The sequence below is a fragment of the Dinoroseobacter shibae DFL 12 = DSM 16493 genome, from assembly GCF_000018145.1.
Lineage (GTDB): Bacteria > Pseudomonadota > Alphaproteobacteria > Rhodobacterales > Rhodobacteraceae > Dinoroseobacter > Dinoroseobacter shibae.
Genome location: NC_009952.1, coordinates 2,486,407 through 2,508,712, shown reverse-complemented (window position 1 = coordinate 2,508,712; position 22,306 = coordinate 2,486,407). Strand labels below are relative to the sequence as shown.

24 protein-coding genes are annotated in these 22,306 nt (G+C 66.3%); 15 read left to right on the top strand and 9 right to left on the bottom strand.

What is annotated here, in order from left to right:
* Positions 1-27: 27 nt before the first annotated feature.
* From DSHI_RS12085 to pyrC, 4 genes are all read right to left on the bottom strand, one after another.
* The gene (locus DSHI_RS12085; protein WP_012179041.1) at positions 28-1,251 is read right to left on the bottom strand and encodes a HAMP domain-containing protein; all 1,224 of its coding nucleotides are present in this window, start codon (positions 1,249-1,251) and stop codon (positions 28-30) included.
* Positions 1,252-1,538: 287 nt separating this feature from the next.
* Complete coding sequence (locus DSHI_RS12080; protein WP_085930420.1) at positions 1,539-3,041, bottom strand: replicative DNA helicase; 1,503 nt, start codon at positions 3,039-3,041, stop codon at positions 1,539-1,541.
* A 248-nt stretch (positions 3,042-3,289) separates the two neighbouring features.
* Complete coding sequence (locus tag DSHI_RS12075; protein WP_012179039.1) at positions 3,290-3,970, bottom strand: orotate phosphoribosyltransferase; 681 nt, start codon at positions 3,968-3,970, stop codon at positions 3,290-3,292.
* Positions 3,971-4,109: 139 nt separating this feature from the next.
* Positions 4,110-5,147, bottom strand: a complete 1,038-nt coding sequence (gene pyrC / locus DSHI_RS12070; RefSeq protein ID WP_012179038.1) for a dihydroorotase — start codon at positions 5,145-5,147, stop codon at positions 4,110-4,112.
* A 237-nt stretch (positions 5,148-5,384) separates the two neighbouring features.
* On the opposite strand from pyrC, the gene DSHI_RS12065 reads away from it, so the two are divergent.
* The 13 genes from DSHI_RS12065 (at position 5,385) to ureG (ending at position 13,496) form a co-directional block, all read left to right on the top strand.
* Positions 5,385-6,230, top strand: a complete 846-nt coding sequence (locus DSHI_RS12065) for an urease accessory protein UreD (protein ID WP_012179037.1) — start codon at positions 5,385-5,387, stop codon at positions 6,228-6,230.
* A gap of 94 nt (positions 6,231-6,324) precedes the next feature.
* Positions 6,325-6,627, top strand: a complete 303-nt coding sequence (locus DSHI_RS12060; RefSeq protein ID WP_012179036.1) for an urease subunit gamma — start codon at positions 6,325-6,327, stop codon at positions 6,625-6,627.
* A 131-nt stretch (positions 6,628-6,758) separates the two neighbouring features.
* Entirely contained in the window at positions 6,759-7,064 is a 306-nt protein-coding gene (locus tag DSHI_RS12055) for an urease subunit beta (protein WP_012179035.1), read from the top strand.
* On the top strand, positions 7,064-7,786 hold the full coding sequence (locus tag DSHI_RS22335; RefSeq protein WP_012179034.1) for a hypothetical protein: 723 nt from the start codon (positions 7,064-7,066) through the stop codon (positions 7,784-7,786). Before DSHI_RS12055 ends, DSHI_RS22335 begins: the two co-directional genes overlap by 1 nt.
* Positions 7,787-7,898: 112 nt before the next feature.
* Positions 7,899-8,228, top strand: coding sequence for a hypothetical protein (locus DSHI_RS12045; RefSeq protein WP_012179033.1), 330 nt, complete (start codon positions 7,899-7,901; stop codon positions 8,226-8,228).
* Between the two features lie 135 nt (positions 8,229-8,363).
* Positions 8,364-10,073 (top strand): urease subunit alpha, encoded by a 1,710-nt coding sequence (gene ureC, locus DSHI_RS12040; protein WP_012179032.1) that lies wholly within the window; start codon positions 8,364-8,366, stop codon positions 10,071-10,073.
* Between the two features lie 223 nt (positions 10,074-10,296).
* Complete coding sequence (locus tag DSHI_RS22330; RefSeq protein WP_157865324.1) at positions 10,297-10,476, top strand: hypothetical protein; 180 nt, start codon at positions 10,297-10,299, stop codon at positions 10,474-10,476.
* A 354-nt stretch (positions 10,477-10,830) separates the two neighbouring features.
* A complete protein-coding gene (locus DSHI_RS12035; RefSeq protein ID WP_012179031.1) occupies positions 10,831-11,037 on the top strand; it encodes a hypothetical protein in 207 nt (68 codons plus the stop codon).
* Positions 11,038-11,166: 129 nt separating this feature from the next.
* Positions 11,167-11,376 (top strand): hypothetical protein, encoded by a 210-nt coding sequence (locus DSHI_RS12030; protein ID WP_044027845.1) that lies wholly within the window; start codon positions 11,167-11,169, stop codon positions 11,374-11,376.
* Between the two features lie 22 nt (positions 11,377-11,398).
* A complete protein-coding gene (locus DSHI_RS12025) occupies positions 11,399-11,881 on the top strand; it encodes an urease accessory protein UreE (RefSeq protein ID WP_012179030.1) in 483 nt (160 codons plus the stop codon).
* Between the two features lies 1 nt (position 11,882).
* Positions 11,883-12,515, top strand: a complete 633-nt coding sequence (locus DSHI_RS12020) for an urease accessory protein UreF (RefSeq protein WP_012179029.1) — start codon at positions 11,883-11,885, stop codon at positions 12,513-12,515.
* On the top strand, positions 12,512-12,895 hold the full coding sequence (locus DSHI_RS12015) for a carboxymuconolactone decarboxylase family protein (RefSeq protein WP_012179028.1): 384 nt from the start codon (positions 12,512-12,514) through the stop codon (positions 12,893-12,895). Before DSHI_RS12020 ends, DSHI_RS12015 begins: the two co-directional genes overlap by 4 nt.
* Positions 12,888-13,496 carry an urease accessory protein UreG gene (ureG, locus tag DSHI_RS12010; protein ID WP_012179027.1) on the top strand — a complete coding sequence of 203 codons (609 nt, stop codon included), beginning with the start codon at positions 12,888-12,890 and terminating at the stop codon, positions 13,494-13,496. Before DSHI_RS12015 ends, ureG begins: the two co-directional genes overlap by 8 nt.
* A gap of 125 nt (positions 13,497-13,621) precedes the next feature.
* Here the strand turns inward: ureG and DSHI_RS12005 are convergent, their stop codons facing one another.
* From DSHI_RS12005 to DSHI_RS11995, 3 genes are all read right to left on the bottom strand, one after another.
* Complete coding sequence (locus DSHI_RS12005) at positions 13,622-14,872, bottom strand: choice-of-anchor F family protein (protein WP_012179026.1); 1,251 nt, start codon at positions 14,870-14,872, stop codon at positions 13,622-13,624.
* Positions 14,873-15,387: 515 nt separating this feature from the next.
* Positions 15,388-16,020 carry a LysE family translocator gene (locus tag DSHI_RS12000; RefSeq protein ID WP_044028768.1) on the bottom strand — a complete coding sequence of 211 codons (633 nt, stop codon included), beginning with the start codon at positions 16,018-16,020 and terminating at the stop codon, positions 15,388-15,390.
* A 222-nt stretch (positions 16,021-16,242) separates the two neighbouring features.
* Positions 16,243-17,463 (bottom strand): acyl-CoA dehydrogenase, encoded by a 1,221-nt coding sequence (locus DSHI_RS11995; protein ID WP_012179024.1) that lies wholly within the window; start codon positions 17,461-17,463, stop codon positions 16,243-16,245.
* Between the two features lie 142 nt (positions 17,464-17,605).
* Between DSHI_RS11995 and DSHI_RS11990 the strand changes: the two genes are divergently transcribed.
* Both DSHI_RS11990 and DSHI_RS11985 read left to right on the top strand, forming a co-directional pair.
* Positions 17,606-18,517 (top strand): AAA family ATPase, encoded by a 912-nt coding sequence (locus tag DSHI_RS11990; RefSeq protein WP_012179023.1) that lies wholly within the window; start codon positions 17,606-17,608, stop codon positions 18,515-18,517.
* A 100-nt stretch (positions 18,518-18,617) separates the two neighbouring features.
* Complete coding sequence (locus tag DSHI_RS11985; protein ID WP_012179022.1) at positions 18,618-19,880, top strand: vWA domain-containing protein; 1,263 nt, start codon at positions 18,618-18,620, stop codon at positions 19,878-19,880.
* A 10-nt stretch (positions 19,881-19,890) separates the two neighbouring features.
* Here the strand turns inward: DSHI_RS11985 and DSHI_RS11980 are convergent, their stop codons facing one another.
* A complete protein-coding gene (locus DSHI_RS11980; protein WP_012179021.1) occupies positions 19,891-21,042 on the bottom strand; it encodes an MFS transporter in 1,152 nt (383 codons plus the stop codon).
* Positions 21,043-21,130: 88 nt separating this feature from the next.
* Positions 21,131-22,300: a DUF1501 domain-containing protein gene (locus tag DSHI_RS11975; protein WP_012179020.1), complete on the bottom strand. Its 1,170-nt coding sequence runs from the start codon at positions 22,298-22,300 to the stop codon at positions 21,131-21,133.
* Positions 22,301-22,306: the final 6 nt, after the last annotated feature.

Genomic DNA, 22,306 nt, shown 5'->3' with positions numbered 1-22,306 from the left:
GGCGCGCGGTCGTTCGCGGCGCGCGCGCTATTCCGCCGGGTTCTTGCCGTCGGAGCGGAGCCTTTTCACCAGCCCGCTGCCGCTTTCGATGATCGATTTCAGCCGCTCTTCCAGCCGGGTCATCTCGAGGGTCGAGGTCTTGAGGTTCTCGCTCTGATCCCCGATCTCGGCGAGCCCCTTGTAGAGCGTCTCGCTGGCGCTGGTCTGGGCTTCGGCATTGGCAACCACCTGACGGAGCTTTTCCAGCAACTCGGTCGCGGCCGCCGCGTTTTCGACCTCCGCCAGGGCGTCATCGAGGGTTGCGATCGATCCGCGCACCGCGTCGAACCAGGCATTCGACAGGCGCGGCTCCTGCTTGGCGCTCAGCATCGCGTTGCGCTCCAACTGCCGGATGCCCGAGACCACCGTGTCCACGGTCGCGCGCAGATCGCCCTGCACCGCGATGATGTCGTCATTGGCGGTCACGACCTTGCGCAGCACTGTATCCAGCTCGCCCACGATCCCGGTGATCCGGTCCAGAAACAGGTTGAGATCGCGCGCCAGAACCCCGAATTCATCCGACGTGCGGATATCGGCGCGGTGATCGAGCGTGCCGTAGGCGCGCGCCAGGTTGCTGACAACGGCGCGCAGTTCCATCAGTGGCTCCAGCCGGGCGCGCAGGATCAGAAACAACAGGAAGGAATGCAGCACGATCTTGCCCGCTGACAGGATGCCAGTCAGTTGTACGTCCTTGAACCAGATGGCGAAATCTCGGCTGAGATAGTTGCGCACCACGACGGTGCCGAGCACGTCGCCCACGACCGCCTGGGTGTGACAGGCCAGGCAGAAATCCTCCGCCACGATATCGATCTCGAAGCTCTGGTAGCGTCCCTCGGGCCAGTTGTCCCCGGGGATGCCGCGCGGGGTGAAGCCGAAACTGTCCTCGATCGAGGTGACCGTGACCGGGGTGGGTTCGATGGCGATGACATAACCCAGATCGGACCAGTTTTCCTCCAGGATGGGATACATGGTGCGCGCGGCGACCGGCCCGCCTTCGTTTTGCATGATGGAGCGGACATTGTCGGCCAGATCCTCGGCCACGAGCTCGGCCTCTTCGACCCCGTTGGTTGCGTAGTTGTAATAGACAAGAGCGGCTTTCAGCGAGAACTCCGCGACGGTGACGATGATCAGGATCACGAAGAAATCGCGGATCATGTGAACAAGGAACGACTTGTCGAACCGACCGATGGAGGCGCTGTTCTGGTTGATCATCCGCAGGTCTCCTCCGGTGTTCCCGGAAGAAGTAGCGTTGGCCTGCCGAGTTTAAAGGCGCATCAGCGGGCGCGGCAGGGGGCGGATCGGCTGGGCGCCGTGCAAGGCCCTTCGAAGGGCCTTGGCGCCTCGCGGCACAGTCTGCGCAGGAGGCGCGGTCCGGACGCGCCCCGAGGTCTCGCTTGCGTCATTTCCAAGCGGGCAGGGCCAAGCGGGCAGGCGCGCGTCGCGCGCACCCGGTGCGCGGCGTGCCCCAAGGCCGTTCGAACGGCCTTGTACCGCGTCGCTCAGCCGAACCCGCCCGCATCGCCGCTGTCCTGCTGCCAGCGTTTCACCAGGTTGCCGAAGCGCGTGAACTGGCCCTCGAAGCTCAGCTCGACGGTTCCGATGGGGCCATGGCGCTGTTTGCCGATGATCACTTCGGCGCGGCCGTGGAGCTTTTCCATCTCCTCCTGCCACTTGGCCATGGCCTCCAGGTCGTGGTCGCCGGGCTTCTCGCGTTCCTTGTAGTATTCCTCGCGGAAGACGAACATGACCACGTCGGCGTCCTGCTCGATGGAGCCTGATTCCCGAAGGTCGGAGAGTTGCGGGCGCTTGTCCTCGCGGTTTTCCACCTGGCGGCTGAGCTGCGACAGCGCGACCACGGGGATGTCGAGCTCCTTTGCGATGGCCTTCAAACCTTGCGTGATCTCGGAAACCTCGTTCACGCGGCTGTCCTTGGCCGTGGCCGGGCGCACCAGCTGCAAATAGTCCACGATCAGCACGTCGAGCCCGTGGGTCCGTTTCAGCCGCCGCGCGCGGGCGGCGAGCTGGCTGATCGGCAGGGCCGGCGTGTCGTCGATATAGAGCGGGCAGCTTTCCAGCGACTTGGCGGCCTCGACGAAGCGGCGGAACTCGGTCTCGGTCATGTCGCCCCGGCGGATCTGCTCGCTGGGGACCTCGGCGGCCTCCGACAGGATCCGGGCCGCCAGCTGTTCGGCGCTCATCTCCAGGCTGTAGAACCCCACCACACCGCCATTGACCGTCCCCTCGGAGCCGTCGGGCTTGACCCCGCGCCGATAGGCCTTGGCGATGTTGAAGGCCATGTTCGTGGCCAGGGAGGTCTTCCCCATGGACGGGCGCCCGGCCAGGATCAGAAGGTCCGAGCGGTGCAGGCCGCCGAGCTTCTTGTCCATGTCGATCAGCCCGGTGGAGACCCCGGCGAGCCCGCCGTCGCGCTGATAGGCGGCGTTGGCCACGTCCACGGCTTGCGTCACCGCGCGCAGGAAGGACTGGAAGCCGCTGTCGCTCTTGCCCTGCTCGCCGAGGGCATAGAGGGCTTGTTCGGCCTCGACGATCTGTTCTTTCGGCTCGGAGGCCACGTCGACCTGGGCGGCCTTGCTGACGATTTCCTGGCCCAGCTCGATCAGCTCGCGCCGGATCGCCAGGTCGTAGATCATCTGGGCGTAGTCCTTGGCTGCGAAAGCACTGATCGCGGCGCCCGCGAGGCGCACGAGATAAGCCGGTCCGCCCAGTTCCGCGAGGCCCGGATCGTCCTCCAGAAATGCCTTGAGTGTCACCGGGGAGGCCAGCGCGTTCTTCTGGATGCGGGTCGCGGCAACCTCGTAGATCCGGCGGTGGACCGGGTCGAAGAAATGCTCCGGCTGGATGATCATCGACACCCGGTCGAAGACGTCATTGTTGGTCAGGATCGCGCCCAGCAGCTGCTGTTCGGCCTCGATGTTCTGCGGCAGGCCCGGGCTGTCGCCCTCGGGCCGAAGCGCCGCCACCGCACCAGCCAGTTTCGCCACTTCCGTCACGCGCCGCACCCCTCTTTGACCCGGACCGTTTTTATGGCCCAAACCGCTTTGCAGGGCAATTGTTAGTAACTCTGTTGATAACTGAAAACCCTAGGCATGACCACTGCATCCTGTGGTTGCATATGCCAACCGGTCTACAGAATGTGGTGTCGCATTGGGGCCACGCGCAGGAAATTTTCCGCTCGCGCGGGATTATCCACATGGGCGCGCCCGGCCCGAGAAGGCCCGGGCGCCCTATGTCAATCGCGCTTGTGGGCCTCTTGCCAGGCGCGCGGGTCGTTCAGGAATGTTTCAACTGCGCCAAGCGTTTCGGGATCAAAACTGCCCCGTGCGCGCGCCTCGGCCAGCACGTCCCACCAGGTGCACAGGTGGTGCAGTTTCACCCCTTCGGCGGCGAGGCTCGATTCGGTTTCGGGGAAAATGCCGTAGCTGAAAATCACCGCCGTATGGCCGCAGGTCGCGCCGGTCTTTCGAATCGCTTCCACGAATTTCAGCTTCGATCCGCCATCGGTGGTCAGATCCTCCACCAGCAGCACGCGCTCCCCCTCGCGCATCACGCCCTCGATCTGCGCATCGCGGCCATAGCCCTTGGGCTTCTTGCGCACATAGGTCATCGGTAGCGCCAACCGTTCCGCCACCAAGGCGCCGAACGGGATGCCCGCGGTCTCGCCCCCCGCGATGTTGTCGAACGCCTCGAACCCGGCCTCGCGCATCACCGTGACAGTCAGGAAATCCATCAGCGTCGAGCGGATACGTGGAAAGGAGATCAGCTTCCGGCAGTCGATATAGGTCGGCGAGGGCAGGCCGGAGGCCAGGATGAACGGCTCGCGCGCATTGAAATGCACCGCCTCGATTTCCAGCAACATGCCTGCGGTGAGGCGAGCCATCTCGGCCTGGTCGGGGAAACTGTTGGGGATCATGGCGGCCTCGCTGGGTTGGGACGCTTTCCCCTAGAGCAATCCGAATGCGGGTTGAACCCTTTTTGACGGGCCGCGACGTGCGAAAATGCCGTTGCCATGCCGGGATCCGACATGGATCCCATGGGCAACTCGCGCCCTGTCAGTCCAGAACCCGCCAATGCAGCGGGTGGCCCGGATCGAACAGGGTCACGGGGCCCGCGCCGGTTTCGATCTTCGCGGGGTAGGGGACGGGGTCGTCCGACCGCTCCAGCGTGATGGTGCCCTCGTTGGGTTCCAGCCCGTAATGGGCGGGGCCATGTAGCGACGCAAAGCCTTCGAGCTTGTCGAGCGCGCCCTCTTCTTCGAACACATGGGCCAGGCACGCCATGGTGTTGCTGGCCGAGAACACGCCCGCGCAACCACAGGACGTCTCCTTGTTGTCATCCGTATGGGGCGCGCTGTCGGTGCCGAGGAAGAAGCGCGGATTGCCCGAGATCGCCGCCGCGCGCAGGGCCGCCTGATGCGACGCCCGCTTGACCACCGGCAGGCAGTAATAATGGGGCCGGATGCCGCCCACCAGCATGTGGTTGCGATTGATCATCAGGTGATGGGTGGTAATCGTGGCCCCGATATGGCCGTCGGCACCGGTCACGTAGTCCACCGCGTCCTTGGTGGTGATATGCTCCATCGTTACGCGCAACCCCGGCGTTGCCCGGCGCAGCGGGTCCAGAACCGTGTCGATGAACACCGCCTCCCGGTCGAAGATGTCGACCTCGGGCGTCGTGACCTCGCCATGAAAACACAGGGGCAGGCCGATCTCGGCCATCTTTTCGAGCACGCCGCGCACCTTGTCGAAATCCCGCACGCCCGACGCGGAGTTGGTCGTCGCCCCCGCCGGGTAGAGCTTCACCGCCGTGATCAGCCCGTCCGCATGGGCGGTGGCGACGTCCTCCGGGTCGGTCTCTTCGGTCAGGTAGAGCGTCATGAGCGGGGTAAACGCCATGCCCTTCGGCAGCGCCGACAGGATGCGGTCGCGATAGCCGAGGGCATCCGCGCCCCGCACCACGGGGGGCACCAGGTTCGGCATGATGATCGCGCGGGCGAAATGCCGTGCGGTTTCCGGCAGGACCCCTTTCAGCATGGCGCCATCGCGCAGGTGCAGGTGCCAGTCATCAGGGCGGCGCAGGGTCAGGCGCATGTGAAGTCCTCGTCTCGGCGCGCCCGGTACGGCGCTTTTGTCGGTCCTAGCGCAGCATGCGCCGCGCGGCCAGAGCCAGACTTTCGGAAGAATGCCCGTTTCTTGGTCGATATGCGTCGGCATTAGGCGATTTGGAGACATGCAGGCGCAACAGGCTGGCAAGTTTCTGCGCTGCGGCATGGGGTCGGATTGCAGCCGCCGCTCTGTCGGGGCAGGGTGGCCGCGAAAGGAGCAGACATGCTCAACACGCTAGAGCCGCAGCCTTGCGAAACGGACGCGCTTTCCCCACGCCTGCAACGCAGCACGGGAAGTGCCCGTGTCGTGATGCGGCGCAAAGCCGATGGGACAACGGCGCTGGCCGATCTGGCGCAACAGGGATGTGCCAAGGCGATGCTGCCCCGGGTCCATGCGCCGGTGCCCGAGGTGGTGTTCCTGAACACCGCCGGTGGCGTGACCGGTGGCGACAGTCTGAGCTACAGGCTTGACCTAGAGGCTGGCGCGCAGGCGACAGGGGCGACACAGACGGCCGAGCGCACCTATCGCAGCAGTGCCGGTACGGGCGAGATGCGCGTGCATCTGACGCTCGGGTCCGGTGCGCGGCTCGACTGGTTGCCGCAGGAGACGATCCTCTTCGACGGCAGCGCCACCCGCCGTTGCACGGAGGTGGAGATGGCCGCGGACGCGACGCTTCTGTGGTGCGAGACGCTGGTCTTCGGCCGCGCCGCCATGGGCGAGGCGTTGTCGCGCTTCGCGTTTCGCGACGATCGGCAGGTGCGGCGGGACGGCAAGCTGGTCTTGTGGGAGCCGTTGACCCTGGATGCGACCCATCTGGCGCCCCGGGCCTGCCTCGGCGGGGCCCGCGCGATCGCGACGGTGGCGTTCCTGGCGCCGGATGCGGAGGCGGCGCGCGACACGGTGCGGCGGCTCGCGCCGGAGGGCGTGGACTGGGCGGTCTCGGCCTGGGACGGCAAGCTGGTTCTGCGCGCCTTTGCGCCGGACGCGCAGCCGCTCAAGCATGCTTTGGCGCAGGTTTTGCATGTGTTGCGCGAGGGCGCATCCCTGCCGCGGGTGTGGCAGTTGTGAGGGGGTGTGCAGCATCCTGCGACATGGCGCATCGTCCCATTGCAGAGCGGGGCGGCGACGCCCAAGTGACGAAAGGCAGACGAGAGGAGAGGACATGAACCTCACCCCAAGGGAGAAAGACAAACTGCTCGTGAGTCTCGCGGCGATTGTGGCCCGCGGGCGGCTGGAGCGTGGCGTGAAGCTGAACCACCCGGAGGCCATCGCGCTGATCACGGACTACGTGGTCGAAGGCGCACGGGATGGCCGTTCGGTCGCAGACCTGATGCAGGCCGGCGCGCAGGTGGTTCGGGCTGAGCAATGCATGCCGGGCATTCCAGAGATGATCCATGACGTGCAGGTTGAAGCGACCTTTCCCGACGGCACCAAGCTCGTCACCGTGCACCACCCCATTCGCTGACCAAGGAGCCCGACCATGCAAGACCTGATAGACCGTTTGCGCGAAGCCTTGGACCGTCTTTTCCCGGTGCCTGCTGCCCGGCCCGTGCCGGTGCGCGTCAAGGACGACCGGCCGCGCGGGGGGGCGCGCCGATGATCCCCGGTGAGATCATGGCGGCACCGGGCGACATCACGCTCAACGCCGGGGCCACGCCGCTGACCCTCACCGTGTCCAACACCGGCGACCGACCTGTACAGGTGGGCAGCCACTATCATTTCGCCGAAACCAACGCCGGACTGTCCTTTGATCGGGACGCGGCGCGGGGGATGCGGCTCGACATCGCTGCGGGAACGGCGGTCCGGTTCGAACCCGGACAAACCCGCGACATCACGCTTGTGCCGTTTGGGGGGGCGCGCAAGATTTACGGATTCAATCAGGGTATTATGGGAGCACTGTAATGACCAACCTTCGAACGCCGCTGGACCTCTGGGCCAGTGGCATGAAATTCTGGAAAATGTCGTTGGACATGCAAATCCAGATGGCCGAGAGCGCCTTCAAGCTGGCCAATGCTTATTCGCCCAACACCATGACGGTGAAAACACGGGTTCTGAAGCGCGCGGCGCCCACGCCCAAGGCTGTGTCGAAGCCGTCGGTGAAGGTGGCGCCGAAGCCCGCCGCCCCCGCGCCCAAGGCGAGCGCAACTGTGACCGAACTCAAGCCCGCCGCGAAGTCGGCAGCCAAACCTGCGCCCGAGCCAGCGGAGGAGGCCGCGCCGAAACCGGCGGCAAAGAAGGCCGCGCCCAAGCCCAAGGCGAAGACAGCCCGGAAAGCAGCGGCCAAACCGGCCGCCAAGGCGGTGCCGAAGGCCGGTGCCTCGGCGCCGACAGCGAAGCCGAAAGCCAAGCAGGCTGCGCCGGTTCCGGCTGCGAAGGCTGCGCCGGAAGCGGCGCCCAAGCCCGTCACGCAGGATGCAGCGCCCCAGGCGGTGGCCAAAACCGCAGCCAAGCCTGCCGCCAAGGAAACCGAGGCGCCGAAGAAGCCCTCCCGTCGTCGGGCGCCGCCGCGCAAGAAGACCGTAAGCCTTGCGCCGATGCCAGAGGCCGTGACCGCGCCTGCCAAGGCCAAGGCCGAGGCGACTCCGGCAGAGGCCCCGGCGAAAGCGGCCAAGTCGCCCTCCTGAGGGCGGCGCAGCACCGATCAGATCCCGTGCTGGCCCCCAAGGGGGCCGCACCTCCCTGCGCTCAGCGCTCTCCCCGTTCCGGGGACGCCCCTTTTCCGAAAGTCAGCCCCCCATGCACCATGCCATTCAGACCCAGTCCAACATGTTCGATTATCTCAGCACCGGCGCGAATGTCTGGCGCCTGGGGGTCGAGACGAATTCCGTGATTCTGTTGCGGATGATGGGCATGGCCGGAATCTGGAACACGCCCTTCGACGAGAACTGGCGCATGATGGCCGAGAAGCCCAAGGTTTTCATCAACTCCGGCCGCGACGGAATGGTCGCCGCCATGGAGGGCAAGGACCCCGCCAAGGTGATGGATGCCTCGATCAAGCATCTCAACGACGCCACCAACGAGAACCGCAGGCGCCTTGTGGATCGCGGTTTGCGCAAACTGAGCTGATCTTGGGCGCGGCGCTCGTTTTTTGGGCAAATGCTCTGCTCTGAGTACGCTCCGCGCCGATCATTTCGGGCCTGCTGCTGCGGAGCTGGGCAAAACACCTCATCTTCGGGCTGACGAAAAACCCGAGGACTGCCCATGCCCGCCACGATCTCCCGCGCCGCCTATGCCGACATGTATGGGCCGACCACGGGCGACAAGGTGCGGCTTGCCGATACCGACCTGATCATCGAAGTCGAGCGCGACCTCACCACCTATGGCGAAGAGGTCAAGTTCGGCGGCGGCAAGGTCATCCGCGACGGCATGGGGCAGTCCCAGGCCACCCGCGCAGAAGGCGCGGTGGATACCGTCATCACCAACGCGCTGATCGTGGACCATACGGGGATCTACAAGGCCGATGTGGGCCTGCGCGACGGGGTGATCGCGGCCATTGGCAAGGCGGGCAATCCCGACACGCAAACAGGGGTGGATATCATCATCGGCCCCGGCACCGAGGCGATCGCGGGCGAGGGGCGGATCCTGACCGCGGGCGGTTTCGACAGCCATATCCATTTCATCTGCCCCCAGCAGATCGAGGATGCCCTGCATTCTGGCATCACCACCATGATCGGTGGCGGCACGGGCCCGGCCCATGGCTCGCTCGCCACGACCTGCACGCCCGGCGCGTTTCATATCGGGCGCATGCTGCAATCCCTCGATGCGTTTCCGATGAATTTCGGGCTGGCGGGGAAGGGCAATGCATCTCGCCCCGGCGCGCTGGTCGAGATGATCGAGGCCGGGGCCTGCGCCATGAAGCTGCACGAGGACTGGGGGACGACCCCCGGCGCCATCGATTGCTGTCTCAGCGTCGCCGACGACATGGACGTGCAGGTGATGATCCACACCGACACCCTCAACGAGAGCGGCTTTGTCGAGAACACCATCGCCGCCATGAAGGGCCGCACGATCCACGCCTTCCACACCGAAGGCGCGGGGGGCGGCCATGCGCCGGACATCATGAAGGTCGTGGGCTTCGAGCATGTGTTGCCCTCCTCGACCAATCCGACCATGCCCTACACGGTCAACACCCTCGAAGAGCATCTCGACATGCTCATGGTCTGCCACCATCTCGACAAGGCAATTCCCGAGGACGTGGCCTTCGCCGAGAGCCGCATTCGCAAGGAAACCATCGCTGCCGAGGACATCCTGCACGACATGGGCGCGTTCTCGATCATCGCATCGGACAGCCAGGCCATGGGCCGTGTGGGCGAGGTCATCATCCGCACCTGGCAGACCGCCGACAAGATGAAGAAGCAGCGCGGGCGCCTTGCGGAGGAGACGGGCGACAATGACAATTTCCGCGTCCGCCGCTACATCGCGAAATACACGATCAACCCGGCCATCGCCCACGGTATCAGCGCCCATATCGGGTCCATCGAGGTCGGCAAGCGCGCCGATCTCTGCCTCTGGAATCCGGCCTTCTTTGGCGTGAAGCCCGAGATGATCCTCATGGGCGGCACCATCGTCTGCGCCCAGATGGGCGACCCCAACGCGTCGATCCCCACGCCGCAGCCGGTCTACACCCGGCCCATGTTCGGGGCTTACGGACGGTCCGTGGAAAACTCCGCCGTCCTGTTCGTCAGCCAGGCGGGGCAGGCGGCGGGCATCGGCGCCAGCCTCGGCCTCGCCAAACAGACCCTCGCGGTCAAGACCTGCCGCGATATCGGCAAATCTTCTATGGTGCATAACAGCGCCACGCCAGAGGTCGAGGTGCATCCCGAAACCTACGAGGTGCGCGCCGATGGGGAGTTGTTGACCTGCGAGCCGGCGACAGAACTGCCGCTCGCCCAGCGTTACTTCATGTTCTGATCCATGGCGATGTTTCAACAGCAGTCGAACACGGGGTCCGGCCCGAGGAGGGGGGCGCGGCGCGCATGGTCGGATACTGACAGCGTTGACGCAGTACCTTTCTGCATACCAAGGTATGCACGGAGCGCAATGCAGCCTTGCATCTGGAGGGCTACCAGCTTTGGTGCATTTGGGGCACATCTTATATACGATCTAAGTATACAATCGTATTCAGAGGTGAGACATGCCGACTGCACCCCTCCAGCCCCCCGCAAACCTTGCATGGATGCACGGCGTGACAGGCGCGTTCCGCAATGCCTATCGCTTCATGTGCCTGTTCCAGCGCTCCGATCGCGAGTTGGAGCGGCGCGGACTGAGCCGCAAGCAATTGGTGGACAGCTACCTGCGCAGCTTCGACGCCTGAACCGACTTCGTCCTGCGGCGTGCGCCAGCCGCAAGGGCGCCCTCCTGGGGCGCTTGGATCTTGGCGCGGTGATCAAACCGCATGGCGATGGTGCGTGGACTCCGTCCCAGGTGCGGAGTTGCCCTTCCCCAGCCGTGAAAATTCCAGATCTTGGTAGGCGGCTCAAGGCGCCAGTGCGGCCGCAGGCTCAGGTCAGCCTGACGGCACATTCAATGAACATGTCCGAAGTGCGCGGCGGCCTATGCTGCAGGTGCAAACCGGGCTTGCGGTTGCGGGTCTACCTCCGCCGCGCGGGAGAGGCCATTTACGAGGTCGAAAGCGGCACTGACGTGTCTGCAAAAACGGAGACCTCCCATGGCGACCCTCACGCTCGACCGTCCCGCGATTGCCGAAATCGCATCGTCCATTTTCGACGCCGTCCTTTATGTGCCCGCGCGGGTTGCCCATGCGCACGAGATGCGCGCGGAAATCGAGCATGTGATGGCTTTGACGGACGCAGAGATCGACGCCATGCAGACAACGCGCGAGACCCTGCTGCGGGATATCGCTCAGCGGGTCTGAGAGCACCGTACGGCACTCCGTCCCCAAACTCACGGCCGGACTGTCCTTCGGCTGTGCATCCCAGAGGCTCTTCGTATGTCGCAATGTGCGAACGAACGGGCCGAACGACAATCAGGTTCAGACCACTTCATGACCATGCCGCTTTGCCTCAGGCCAGGCTCTTCCGGACTGCTTGCCCGTCTGCGCGAGGTGTTGCGCAACCCCCGGGCGATGCCACCACCCTCGACCGAGTTCGATCGGCTCAATGCCCTGTCCGATGCGGAACTGCAAAGAATGGGGCTGACCCGCTCGGTCCTTCGGCGCCACCTGCACCAGAAGCGCACCGCAACGCGGCAGTGATCGCCCTGCAGGCGGGGGCGACATGAGCCTGCCGCGCATCACCCGCCTTGGCAAAGCCCACGGGGCGACGGACACGCTGAGCCTCGATTACGAAGCGCGCTTTCTGCGCCGCAAGCGCCTTGTGTCCGATGGCGGGCGCGCCTTCCTGCTGGATCTGCCCGAGGTGGTCAGCCTGGGCCCGGAGCATGGGATCGACTTGCCCGACGGGACCCGCATCGCCGTGAGGGCGGCCCCCGAAGCGCTGCTGGCGGTAAAGGGGGATCTGACCCGGCTGGCCTGGCATATCGGCAACCGGCACACGCCTTGCCAGATCACGCCGGATGCCCTCTATATCCGTCACGACCATGTGCTCGCCGACATGCTGCGGCAGCTTGGTGCCGAGGTCGCGCAGGTGACCGCGCCATTCACCCCGGAGGGCGGGGCCTATGGCCACGGTCGCACCATGGGGCATGAGCACGGACACGGGCACGGGCATGACCATGCCCATGGGGCGTCCGATGACTGACATGATCGCGGCCCGGCTGCGTCTGTCGCAATGGCTGTCACCGAGTTTCCCGGTGTCGGGCTACGCCTATTCCCACGGGCTCGAACAGGCCATTTCGACCGGCGACATCGCGGATGCCGAGGACCTTCTGGCATGGCTCCAGGCACTGCTCACGTCCGGCGCGTGTCAGGCCGATGGTGTGCTGGTGGCGCGGGCCGCCGCGGGTGACCCGCTGGAGCCTCTCTGCGAGGCGGCCGAGGCGCTCGCAGGCTCCGCCGAGCGCTGGTCCGAGACCCGAGATCAGGGTGCGGCCTTCGTGAGCACCACGAACGCGCTCTGCGACACGGCGCTGCGGCCCATGCCCTATCCGGTGGCCGTGGGCGCCCGGGCGCGGGCGCTTGGCCTGCCTGTCGGCGAAGTCGTCGCCCTTTACCTGCAGGCCTTTCTCGGCAATCTCATCTCCGGGGCGGTGCGGCTCATCCCGCTCGGCCAGACCGAGGGCCAGCAGGTCAGCCAGAGCTTGCATCCGACCATTTCCACCCAAGCCCGTTGCCTCGCCACGCGCCCGCTGTCGGAGATCGGCACCGGTGCAGTCCGTGCCGAGCTCGCGGCGATGGCCCATGAAACCCAAGAGGTCAGGATCTTCCGCACATGACGACGACCGAGACCGGACGCGCTCTCTCCGAGGCGCTCAACCCCGGGATGGAGGCCGCGCTGGAGGCGCGCTATGGCCACCTTGTGCCCGGCCTCGCCGAGGGGATCGTGGATTTCGCCTATGGCCGTCAATATGCCCGCCCCGGTCTTTCGCTGCGGGACCGCTACCTCGCGACCATCGCGGCACTCGCTGCGTTGGGTGGTCAGACGCGGCCGCAGCTCAAGGTCAACATCGCCGCCGGACGCAAGGCGGGCCTGACCCGTCAGGAGATCGGTGAGGTCATCTGGCAGATGTCGCTCTATGGCGGTTTTCCATCCGCGATCAATGCGTTGAATGCTGCACTTGAAGTTTTCGACGAAGAAGGTGCCGAGGATGTCTGAGCATGGCCCCCTGCGCATTGGGATCGGCGGACCGGTCGGTGCGGGCAAGACGACACTGACCGAAAGGCTCTGTGCTGCGTTGCGCGACGACTACTCCGTGGCGGTGATCACCAACGACATCTACACCTCGGAGGATGCCGAGTACTTGATGCGCGCGCAGGCCCTGCCGCTGGAGCGGATCCGCGGGGTGGAAACCGGGGGCTGTCCGCACACGGCGATCCGGGAGGATGCCTCGATCAATCTCGCCGCCGTGGCCGACCTGCGGGCGAGTTTCGCGGATCTCGACGTGATCCTGATCGAGAGCGGAGGCGACAACCTCGCCGCAACCTTCAGCCCGGAACTCGCGGACCTGACGATCTACGTGATCGACACGGCGGCGGGCCAGGACATCCCGCGCAAGAAGGGGCCGGGGCTGGCCCGGTCCGACCTGCTGGTGATCAACAAGACCGATCTGGCGCCCCATGTGGATGTGGATCTCGCACTCCTGGAGTCCGATGCCCGCACGGCGCGCGGCGCGCGTCCTTTCGTGATGGCGGCCCTGAAATCGGGACAGGGGGTTGCCCAGATTGTTGCGTTTCTGGAACGTGAGGGCGGGCTCTGAAAGGGTCCCTCGAGAGACCGCCGTGCCGGATTGGCCAGGCACCCAAGGCCTGGATCACAGCGCGCCATAAACAAGAAAACCGGGCGCAGGAACGCCCGGGATCGAGGTTTTTCACCGACTGCCGCTCAGGCGGTCTTGCGCCGACGCACCCAGCCAAGCAGGCCCAAAGCCCCCAGCAGCAGCGGAGCCCCCGCCGGCAGCGGGACAATCGACGGCGCGGGGATCGCAGTGGTTCGGATGGTAAAAGACGACTGGCCCGTCAGGTCTCCAAGCTCGATCGCGTAGTTGAGGTTGAGGTTCGCGAGATCCTCGATCTCCCCCTCCTCGAAGATGTCGATCCACGGATCGTCCGGGTTCGACAGGGCCTCGACGATCTGGTCGAAGGTGCCGGTCTCGAAGGTATCCAGCGTTTGTCCGAAGGTGCAGTTCAGCGAATCGTCCGGATCGCAGGTTTCGCCAACCGTGCGGCGCAGCTCCCACAGATCGTCGCCGATCTGCCATGCCATGAGCAGGTTGTCGGTTTCCGCATCGTCGTCGAAGTCCCAGAACAGCCCCTGGGCGACATCGGTCTTGGTGTTCCAGTCGCCGAAGATGTCTTCATACGCGCCGTAATAACCCGCTGTGGTGATCATGTGGTCGGTCTGGACAAGGTCGAAACCGGTGCGTTCGTCCGAGAAGAACCCGTCGATCAGGAAGTTGTCATTGTCGCCGGCATCCCCGAACAGGCCGAAGGGCATCTGGGAGGTCGACGATTTCCCACTGTTGTTGGGTTGGGCCGTGAACTCGGTCGAAAACACCAGCTGGTCGGTCGTGGCGGCCACGAAGTCTTCGCCGATGCCGAAGCCCAACTCGACGGTGACGCCTTCCAGCGCCGCGCCGGAGTCGTTGATCAGCCGCCCGAAGACCTGGTAGGCCTTGCTGCCTGTGTCGGACGCGTCGATGTCGAACACGAGGTCCACGGGCGCAAACCCTGTGATGTTCTGCTTGATGCGCTTGCCGCTCTGGAACGGACTGGTGCAGACCGCGCTCGGGTTGGAGGTCATCAGACACCCCGACAACTCCAGCGGCGCGCTGGAGCCGGTGTCGTCATAGGTCTGACTTTGGACCTTGATCCCCGGGCTGCCGGCTTCGGGCGGCGCGAAAGTGATGGTGCCGCTGGTGGTCGCTCCTGTGGGCACGCTGCCATCGGGGTTCAGGGTGCGGTCATAGACTTCGCTGGTGCCGGTCACGCCGGGTGCCGCGTTGGGATCTACGGCGACATTGCCCGTATTCCATTGCACGATCGTGGCGGCGTGACCCGCAACAGGGGCCAGCGCGGTCATGGCGCACAAAAGCGCAGGCTGGACCCTGCGCTTCAAATCGTCTGTTCGGGGCATAGAACTTTCTCCCTTGTTACTACCCATTGGGCCGGGAGAGTTTCCTCATGAGCCATTGAACCCACCTTCCCCCAAAAGCGCCCAATAGATTCATTTATTCATATTAAAGAATATAAATCAACCTCAAGGAGCATCGCGATCTCGTTACGTCATGCATTGGCTGCAGTGCGCGTGGCGCTGGCAGTGAAAAGAAAGCCTCGTAAGGGTCTGAAAATGGAACCTTATGCGCGGGCTTCTCTTGCGTCCGCCGTCGCACGCAGGAGTTGCGCGGCCTTGGGGGCGACTCGATGCTGACCTTGGCCCTGTCGCACCGTGGCAGGACAATGCTGCGCATCTTAAGGGCGGCAGCCCCGGCATGGCGGCCGCGTCCCGCCGCAGCTGAAGCGCGTGTCGCCGGGCAGGGCGATGCGCGGGATCAGTGCCGGGTCAACCCGGGCATGTTCTGTTGGTGGCTTGAAGCGCGCAGGACACGCACCTCCAGGGATGTCGCGCCGCAGGTCGGGCAAATGGCCCGGTCAGGCGCGCTGTGCCGTGGCCGTCAGCACACCCATGCCGATCAGCGTTCCGCCACCCGCGCGGGTGATCCAGGCGAGCACACGGGGACGCCTTATGGCTCTTCTCAGCCGATCGGCCAGCAGCGCATAGGCCAGCGCGTTCAGGGTCGCGAGCGTTACGAAGGTCAGGATCAGAAGGGTGAATTGCGGCAGCAGCACCGCGCTGGCATCGATGAACTGCGGCACGAACGCGATGAAGAAGGCGATGCTCTTGGGGTTGAGCGCCGTGACCGTGGTGGCATGAAGGAAGGTCTCGCGCGGCCTGACCTTGCCCGCGCCCTGCACATGGCCTGGCGCCAATGCGGCCCCCGTTGCACTGCGTAGCAACTTGATCCCGAGCCAGATCAGATAGACCGCGCCCACCCATTTCAGCGCCGTGAACAGGGTGGCCGACGCCAGCACCAGCGCACCGAGACCCGCGAGCGAAGCGCTCATGGCAATCAGGTCCCCCAGCGCGACCCCCGCCGCCGTGCTCAGAGCGACCCGTCGCCCCTGGCTGAGCGCATAGCTCAACACCAGAAGGATCGTCGGGCCGGGGATCAGGAGCAGAAGCGTCGAGGCCGCCACGAAGGCGAGCCAGGTCTCGATCGGCATGATGGTAAGGGGCATGGGGCGGTCTCCGAGGGTGTTGCGCTACTGCGAGTATAATGGCGGACCTGCGCCGCGGAGAACTGGAAGGATTTTCGAAAATCCTTCCGCCCCGTCCAAACCTATGCGCCAGACGCGCCGGCCCGGTCCCGGCGTAATGCAACCGGGCGCTGCCGCCAGCCTTCTGTGTCCAAGGATTTTCGAAAATCCTTGGCCCGGCTCAACGGTTCAGAAAAACGCCTGCAACCCGGTCTGCGCCCGCCCGAGGATCAGCGCGTGCACGTCATGGGTGCCTTCATAGGTATTCACCGTCTCCAGATTCACCATGTGGCGCATGACCTGGAACTCCTCGGAGATCCCGTTGCCGCCATGCATGTCCCGCGCCGCCCGCGCGATCTCCAGCGCCTTGCCACAATTGTTCCGCTTCAGCAGGCTGATCATCTCCGGCGCCGCACGCCCCTCATCCATCAGCCGTCCGACCCGCAGCGCCGCCTGCAGCCCCAGCGCGATCTCGGTCTGCATATCCGCCAGTTTCTTCTGGAAGAGCTGGGTCTGCGCCAGCGGGCGCTTGAACTGATGCCGGTCCAGCCCGTATTGCCGCGCGGCGTGCCAGCAGAACTCCGATGCGCCCATCACGCCCCAGCCGATGCCATACCGCGCCCGGTTCAGGCAGCCGAACGGCCCCTTCAGCCCCTCGACCCCGGGCAGCAGCGCGTCCTCCCCGACCTCGACCCCGTCCATGACGATCTCGCCGGTCACGCTGGCGCGCAGGGACAGCTTGCCCCCCACCTTGGGCGCGCTCAGCCCCGGCGTGCCCTTGTCCAGAACGAAGCCCCGGATCTTGCCGCCATGGGCCTCGGACTTGGCCCAGACCACGAAGACATCCGCAATCGGGCTGTTGGAGATCCACATCTTGGACCCCGTCAGCCGGTAGCCCGTCGGCGTCTTCTCCGCCCGGGTCTTCATGCCCGCGGGGTCCGAGCCCGCATCCGGCTCGGTCAGCCCGAAACAGCCGATCAGGGTGCCCGCGGCGAGGCCGGGCAGGTACTTCTGCCGCTGCTCTTCGGTGCCGTAGGCGTGAATCGGGTACATCACCAGCGAGGATTGCACCGACATCATCGATCGATAGCCACTGTCGATGCGCTCGATCTCCCGCGCCACGAGCCCATAGGCCACATAGGAGCCGCCGAGCCCGCCATAGGCCTCGGGCACGGTGATCCCCAGCAGCCCTGCCGCGCCCATTTCCGAGAAGATCTCCGGCGCCACGGTGGCCTCGCGATAGGCGTCGATCACCCGCGGTGCCAGCTTGTCTGCGGCAAAGGCCGCCCCCCCGTCGCGCAGCATGCGCTCCTCTTCGGAAAGCTGGTCTTCCAGCCGCAGGGGATCGGGCCAGTCGAACCCTGCCAGGTCCGGGGCATCCTTGTTGGAAATCGGCGTCTCGATGTTCATCACGGTTCTCCTCGCGGTCCGCGTGGAACATAGCGCCAGGGCCCGGCGGCGTCCATCGCGCCGCTGCGGGGCCGCGACCTGCGCCTGATGTGGGGCTTGACCCGCCCTCGGCCCCATGCAGGGTGGGGGCACGGAGGATTTGATGAGCGATACGTTTACCAGCATCGACCATGTGCAAGAGGTGCTCTCTGCGCAGAACTATGTCTGCGGACGCCCCCTTGCGACGGTCGTGTTCCTGGCCGCGACCCTGGGCCGGCCGATCTTTCTCGAAGGCGAGGCGGGGGTCGGCAAGACCGAGATCGCCAAGGCGATGGCCGCGGCCCTGGGCAAGCGGTTGATCCGGCTGCAGTGCTACGAGGGGCTGGATGCGTCCTCGGCTGTGTATGAGTGGAACTTCCCGGCGCAGATGGTGGCGATCCGCACGGCGGAGGCCTCGGGTGGTGCGGACCGGCAGGCTCTGCAGGCGGAACTCTTCTCGGACGACTACCTGATCGAGCGGCCCCTGCTGGAGGCGATGCGCCCGCAGGAAGGCGGCGCGCCCGTGCTGCTGATCGACGAGATCGACCGGACGGACGAGCCGTTCGAGGCCTTCCTGCTGGAGGCGCTGTCGGATTACCAGGTAACGATCCCGGAACTGGGCACCATCGTCGCCGCCGAGCCGCCGCTGGTGGTGCTGACCTCCAACCGGACGCGCGAGGTGCATGACGCGCTCAAGCGCCGCTGTCTCTATCACTGGGTCGATTATCCGACATTCGACCGGGAGATCGCGATCCTGCAGGCCCGCGCGCCCGAGGCCGCCGCTGCGCTCAGCCGCGAGGTCGTCGCCTTCGTCCAGCGCCTGCGCACGGAGGATCTGTTCAAGAAACCGGGCGTGGCCGAGACCATCGACTGGGCAAAATGCCTGCTGGCGCTCGACGTGATGGAACTCAGCCCCGAGGTCATCGCCGACACGCTGGGCGCCATCCTGAAATACCAGGACGACATCCAGAAGATCGAAGGCTCCGCCGCCAAGCAGATCCTCGACGAGGTCCGCGCCGAACTGGCACCGGCTTGAGCGATGCCGCGCAACGCCTCATTCTCAAGTCTGCAAATATCCTCGGGGGGTCCGGGGGGCAGACAGCCCCCCGGCCTTTCCGTCTGAGCCGGGGTCTGCCATGGCGCAATTCCGCGATCTCGACCTGCCCGACGATCCCAAGCTGAGTCACAACATCACCTATTTCGCCCGCGCCCTGCGCGCGGCGGGGCTGCCCGTGGGGCCGGGGCGGGTGATCGATGCGGTCAAGGCAGTGCAGGCCGCGGGCTTCACCGAGCAGCGGGATTTCTACTTCACCCTGCAGGCGTGTTTCGTCTCGCGCCCCGAGCAGCGCGCGGTGTTCCACCAGGTCTTCCGGCTCTACTGGCGCGACCCGCGCTACATGGAGCAGATGATGTCCTTCCTGACGCCCATGGTCCGCGGCGTCTCGGAGGAGCGTAAGGCCAAGGCGGCGGAGAAGCGCGCCGCCGAGGCGCTGCTCGACGGGGTTGACCGGGACCTGCCGGACATGCCGGAGATGGAGGACGAGGGCACCGAGATCGAGATCGACGCCTCGCGCACCATGTCGAGCCAGGAGCGTCTCCAGACCCTCGATTTCGAGCAGATGTCCAATGCCGAGATGGCCGAGGCCAAGCGCCAGATCGCCAAGCTGACCCTGCCGGTGAAACCCATCCGCGCGCGCCGGACCAAGGCCGACCCCTACGGCGCCCGGGCCGATTGGCAACGCACCATGCGCGACGCCATGCGCAGGGGCGGCGAGATCCAGTCGCTTGCGACCAAGGCGCCGCGCACGCGCTGGCCGAACCTGGTGTGTCTGTGCGATATTTCGGGGTCGATGTCGCAGTATTCGCGCGCCGTGCTGCACTTCCTGCATGCGGTGAGCAACGCCAAGGGCGCGGGCTGGGCCAAGGTGCATGCGTTCACCTTCGGCACGCGGCTGACCAACATCACCCGGCACCTGCACCAGCGCGACGTGGACGCGGCGCTCTCGGCCGCCGGGGCCGAGGCGCAGGACTGGGAGGGCGGGACGCGGATCGGGCAGTGCCTGAAGACGTTCAACCATGACTGGTCGCGACGGGTGCTGAACTCGAACTCCATGGTCCTGCTGATCACCGACGGGCTGGACCGGGACGACCCGGAGGCGCTGGAGGCGCAGATGACGCGGCTGCATCTGTCCTCGCGCAAGCTGGTTTGGATCAACCCGCTCTTGCGGTGGGACGGGTTCGCGCCCAAGGCCGCCGGGATCATGGCGATGCTGCCCCATGTGGACAGCTTCCGTTCTGGGCATAATATCGCGTCTTTGCAGGCGCTTGCAGAAGCTATTTCATGTGACGACGATCAGGGGGAAAAGGCCCGTCTGATGGCAATGATGCGCGCCGCGTGACCGTGACCCCTCAAACCGGCGCGCGCCCGGTCTGACGCATGGCACGCAGGGACAGAACGAGGGCGATGCCCACCACCAGCGCGCCCACCAGCGGCAAGGCCGCGAGCCCGCCCATGGCCAGCACCGCGCCACCGAGCGCGGCCCCCAGCGCCTGTCCTGCAAAGAGAATCGAGGAATTGGCGGGCAGCACGACCGTGGCCAGCCCCGGCGCGGCGTCAACGAGGCGGGCCTGCTGCGCCGTGTTGATGCCGAACACGGCACTGCCCCACAGGATGATCGCCAGACCCGCCAGCACCGGCGCCCCCGCGGTGCCAAGAAGCGCGACCATGCTCAGCGCCGTCAACGCGATCGCGCCATGGGCCACCGGGCCTGCGCCCACCCGGTCCACGGCCCATCCGGCGGCGAAATTGCCGATCAGGCTGGCGAGCCCGAAGAGAAACAGCAAGCTCGCGATCCCGTCCGTGCCGACCCCCGTGACCGTGCCGAGATAGGGGCCGAAGAAGGCAAAGAGTACGAAGCTCCCGCCGATCTGGAACAGCGTCACGCCAAGCAGCGCGCGGATGATGGGCAGGCGCAGGGCCTCGTCCCAGCGGGCCAGCGTGGCCGCGGGCAGGAAGAGCCCACCGGGCACCCCGCGCCACAGGGCGATCACCGCGCCGAGGCTGAGCACCCCGAGCCCGGCCAGCAGGATGCGCCAGCCGAAATTCAGCCCGATCCAGGTGCCGAGGGGCACGCCCAGCACGCTGGCGATGGTCATCCCGCCGAAAACGAGGGCGATGGCGCGGCCCCGTTCCGCCGGGGGCACAAGCGAGGCGGCCACGGCCACGGCCGTTGGCGAGAAGGTCGCGGCGGCCAGCCCGCCCAGCCCCCGCGCAATCAGCAACGTCGTGTAATTCGGCGCCACCGCGCTGAGCAGGCTGGCGGCGGCGAAGACCAGAAGCGACAGGGCCAGCACCCGCGACCGGTCGAACCGGCCGGTAAAGGCGGCGGCGACGGGGGCTCCGAGCGCGAAGGCGAGGGCGTAAACGGTCGTGACCTGGCCCGCGGCAGAGACGCTGATCGCGAGATCGGCGGCGATCGGGTCGAGGATGCCCGACACCACCATGGTGCCGGTGCCGATCATCACGTTGCCGAGGGTCAGGTAATAAAGACGGGCGTCCATCGCGGGCTCCGGGGATCGGGGGGGGAATGCCCCGCCGCGCGGTCTAGCATGCGCGCGAAGCGGCGTCTGCCGCCTATGAAACGCCCTGTCAGGCGATCAGGCGCGGGGAGCTGCCCATCTCCAGCCCCGGGAACACGATGCGGTCGAGGTGGCTGGCCGCGACCCCCATATGGTCGCGCAGCACCCAGGCCGCCAGCGCCCGCAAATCGCGCGTGGGCATCAGGTCCCGCCCTTCGTACAGCGCCGCATCCGACAGGCCCGGCCAGTCGGTGATCACCCGCCCCCCGGCCAGCGCGCCGCCGGCGAACAGGGCCGCCCCACCCGTGCCGTGGTCGGTCCCTTGCGAGCCGTTCTCCCGCGCGGTGCGGCCGAATTCGGTCACCGCCATCACCACCGTGCGGGACCAGTCCGCTCCCAGATCGGTCTTCAGGGTGGTCAACGCGCTGACCAGATCGCGCAGGGCGCGCGCAAGGGCAGGCGCCTGGCGCGCATGGGTGTCCCAACCGCCGAGGGAAAAGGCCGCAACGCGGGTTTCCTCGCGCAGCCGTGCGGCCGAGAACCGGGCCAGCGCCTCGCCCCGCCGCGCCTGTCTCGCGCTCATCTCGGCCGCATCGGTCGCCTCCGACAGGGCCGCGGCCTGCGCATGGGCGGCGGCGAAGAGGGGATCGCCCGCATAGATCTTGCGCAGCAGGGCCTGCGCCTGCGGCGACAGGTGAAGATCCGCGTCCGGTGCCCAGGTGGAAACAGGCTGGTCGCCGCGCAGCAGCAGCAGTGTTTCATGGCCCACGGCGAACCCGGTCTCGCTGCGGACATCCGGCAGCCCGGCCAATGCCCGGTTGAGCCAGCCATCGGCCCCGGGGGTCAAGGCGCCGTTCGTGGCCGCACTGCCGTTTTCCAGTGCATCCTGCCCGTCGAAATGGCTGCGCCGATCCCGGTACGGGGTCGAGACCGCATGGGCGAAGGCCAACTCGCCCCGCTGCCACCAGGGGGCAAGGGGGGCCAACTCCGGGTGCAGCGCGAACCGGGTGTCGAGGGCGGGGCCGTGATCCGTGGCCGAAGGGCGCAGGGCTTTGAAATCCACGTCGCCCACGGGACGCACGACATCGAGCCCGTCCATCGCCCCGCGCAGCACGATTACCACCAGCCGCGCGTCGCCGGGCACCGCCGCCAAGGTCACCGGCGTGATCAATGGCGAGGCCGCGAGCGAGCAGCCCACCGCAAGGCCCGACCGCAGAAGTTTTCGTCGCGTGACGTCCATGTGCAG

What these genes read in the sequence shown, in the direction of transcription:
- DSHI_RS12085 (WP_012179041.1), bottom strand. Translation starts at nt 1,251, where the DNA reads ATGATCAACCAGAACAGCGCCTCCATCGGTCGGTTCGACAAGTCGTTC.
- DSHI_RS12075 (WP_012179039.1), bottom strand. Translation starts at nt 3,970, where the DNA reads ATGATCCCCAACAGTTTCCCCGACCAGGCCGAGATGGCTCGCCTCACC.
- pyrC (WP_012179038.1), bottom strand. Translation starts at nt 5,147, where the DNA reads ATGCGCCTGACCCTGCGCCGCCCTGATGACTGGCACCTGCACCTGCGC.
- DSHI_RS12065 (WP_012179037.1), top strand. Translation starts at nt 5,385, where the DNA reads ATGCTCAACACGCTAGAGCCGCAGCCTTGCGAAACGGACGCGCTTTCC.
- DSHI_RS12060 (WP_012179036.1), top strand. Translation starts at nt 6,325, where the DNA reads ATGAACCTCACCCCAAGGGAGAAAGACAAACTGCTCGTGAGTCTCGCG.
- DSHI_RS12055 (WP_012179035.1), top strand. Translation starts at nt 6,759, where the DNA reads ATGATCCCCGGTGAGATCATGGCGGCACCGGGCGACATCACGCTCAAC.
- DSHI_RS22335 (WP_012179034.1), top strand. Translation starts at nt 7,064, where the DNA reads ATGACCAACCTTCGAACGCCGCTGGACCTCTGGGCCAGTGGCATGAAA.
- DSHI_RS12045 (WP_012179033.1), top strand. Translation starts at nt 7,899, where the DNA reads ATGCACCATGCCATTCAGACCCAGTCCAACATGTTCGATTATCTCAGC.
- ureC (WP_012179032.1), top strand. Translation starts at nt 8,364, where the DNA reads ATGCCCGCCACGATCTCCCGCGCCGCCTATGCCGACATGTATGGGCCG.
- DSHI_RS22330 (WP_157865324.1), top strand. Translation starts at nt 10,297, where the DNA reads ATGCCGACTGCACCCCTCCAGCCCCCCGCAAACCTTGCATGGATGCAC.
- DSHI_RS12035 (WP_012179031.1), top strand. Translation starts at nt 10,831, where the DNA reads ATGGCGACCCTCACGCTCGACCGTCCCGCGATTGCCGAAATCGCATCG.
- DSHI_RS12030 (WP_044027845.1), top strand. Translation starts at nt 11,167, where the DNA reads ATGACCATGCCGCTTTGCCTCAGGCCAGGCTCTTCCGGACTGCTTGCC.
- DSHI_RS12025 (WP_012179030.1), top strand. Translation starts at nt 11,399, where the DNA reads ATGAGCCTGCCGCGCATCACCCGCCTTGGCAAAGCCCACGGGGCGACG.
- DSHI_RS12020 (WP_012179029.1), top strand. Translation starts at nt 11,883, where the DNA reads ATGATCGCGGCCCGGCTGCGTCTGTCGCAATGGCTGTCACCGAGTTTC.
- DSHI_RS12015 (WP_012179028.1), top strand. Translation starts at nt 12,512, where the DNA reads ATGACGACGACCGAGACCGGACGCGCTCTCTCCGAGGCGCTCAACCCC.
- ureG (WP_012179027.1), top strand. Translation starts at nt 12,888, where the DNA reads ATGTCTGAGCATGGCCCCCTGCGCATTGGGATCGGCGGACCGGTCGGT.
- DSHI_RS12005 (WP_012179026.1), bottom strand. Translation starts at nt 14,872, where the DNA reads ATGCCCCGAACAGACGATTTGAAGCGCAGGGTCCAGCCTGCGCTTTTG.
- DSHI_RS12000 (WP_044028768.1), bottom strand. Translation starts at nt 16,020, where the DNA reads ATGCCGATCGAGACCTGGCTCGCCTTCGTGGCGGCCTCGACGCTTCTG.
- DSHI_RS11995 (WP_012179024.1), bottom strand. Translation starts at nt 17,463, where the DNA reads ATGAACATCGAGACGCCGATTTCCAACAAGGATGCCCCGGACCTGGCA.
- DSHI_RS11990 (WP_012179023.1), top strand. Translation starts at nt 17,606, where the DNA reads ATGAGCGATACGTTTACCAGCATCGACCATGTGCAAGAGGTGCTCTCT.
- DSHI_RS11985 (WP_012179022.1), top strand. Translation starts at nt 18,618, where the DNA reads ATGGCGCAATTCCGCGATCTCGACCTGCCCGACGATCCCAAGCTGAGT.
- DSHI_RS11980 (WP_012179021.1), bottom strand. Translation starts at nt 21,042, where the DNA reads ATGGACGCCCGTCTTTATTACCTGACCCTCGGCAACGTGATGATCGGC.
- DSHI_RS11975 (WP_012179020.1), bottom strand. Translation starts at nt 22,300, where the DNA reads ATGGACGTCACGCGACGAAAACTTCTGCGGTCGGGCCTTGCGGTGGGC.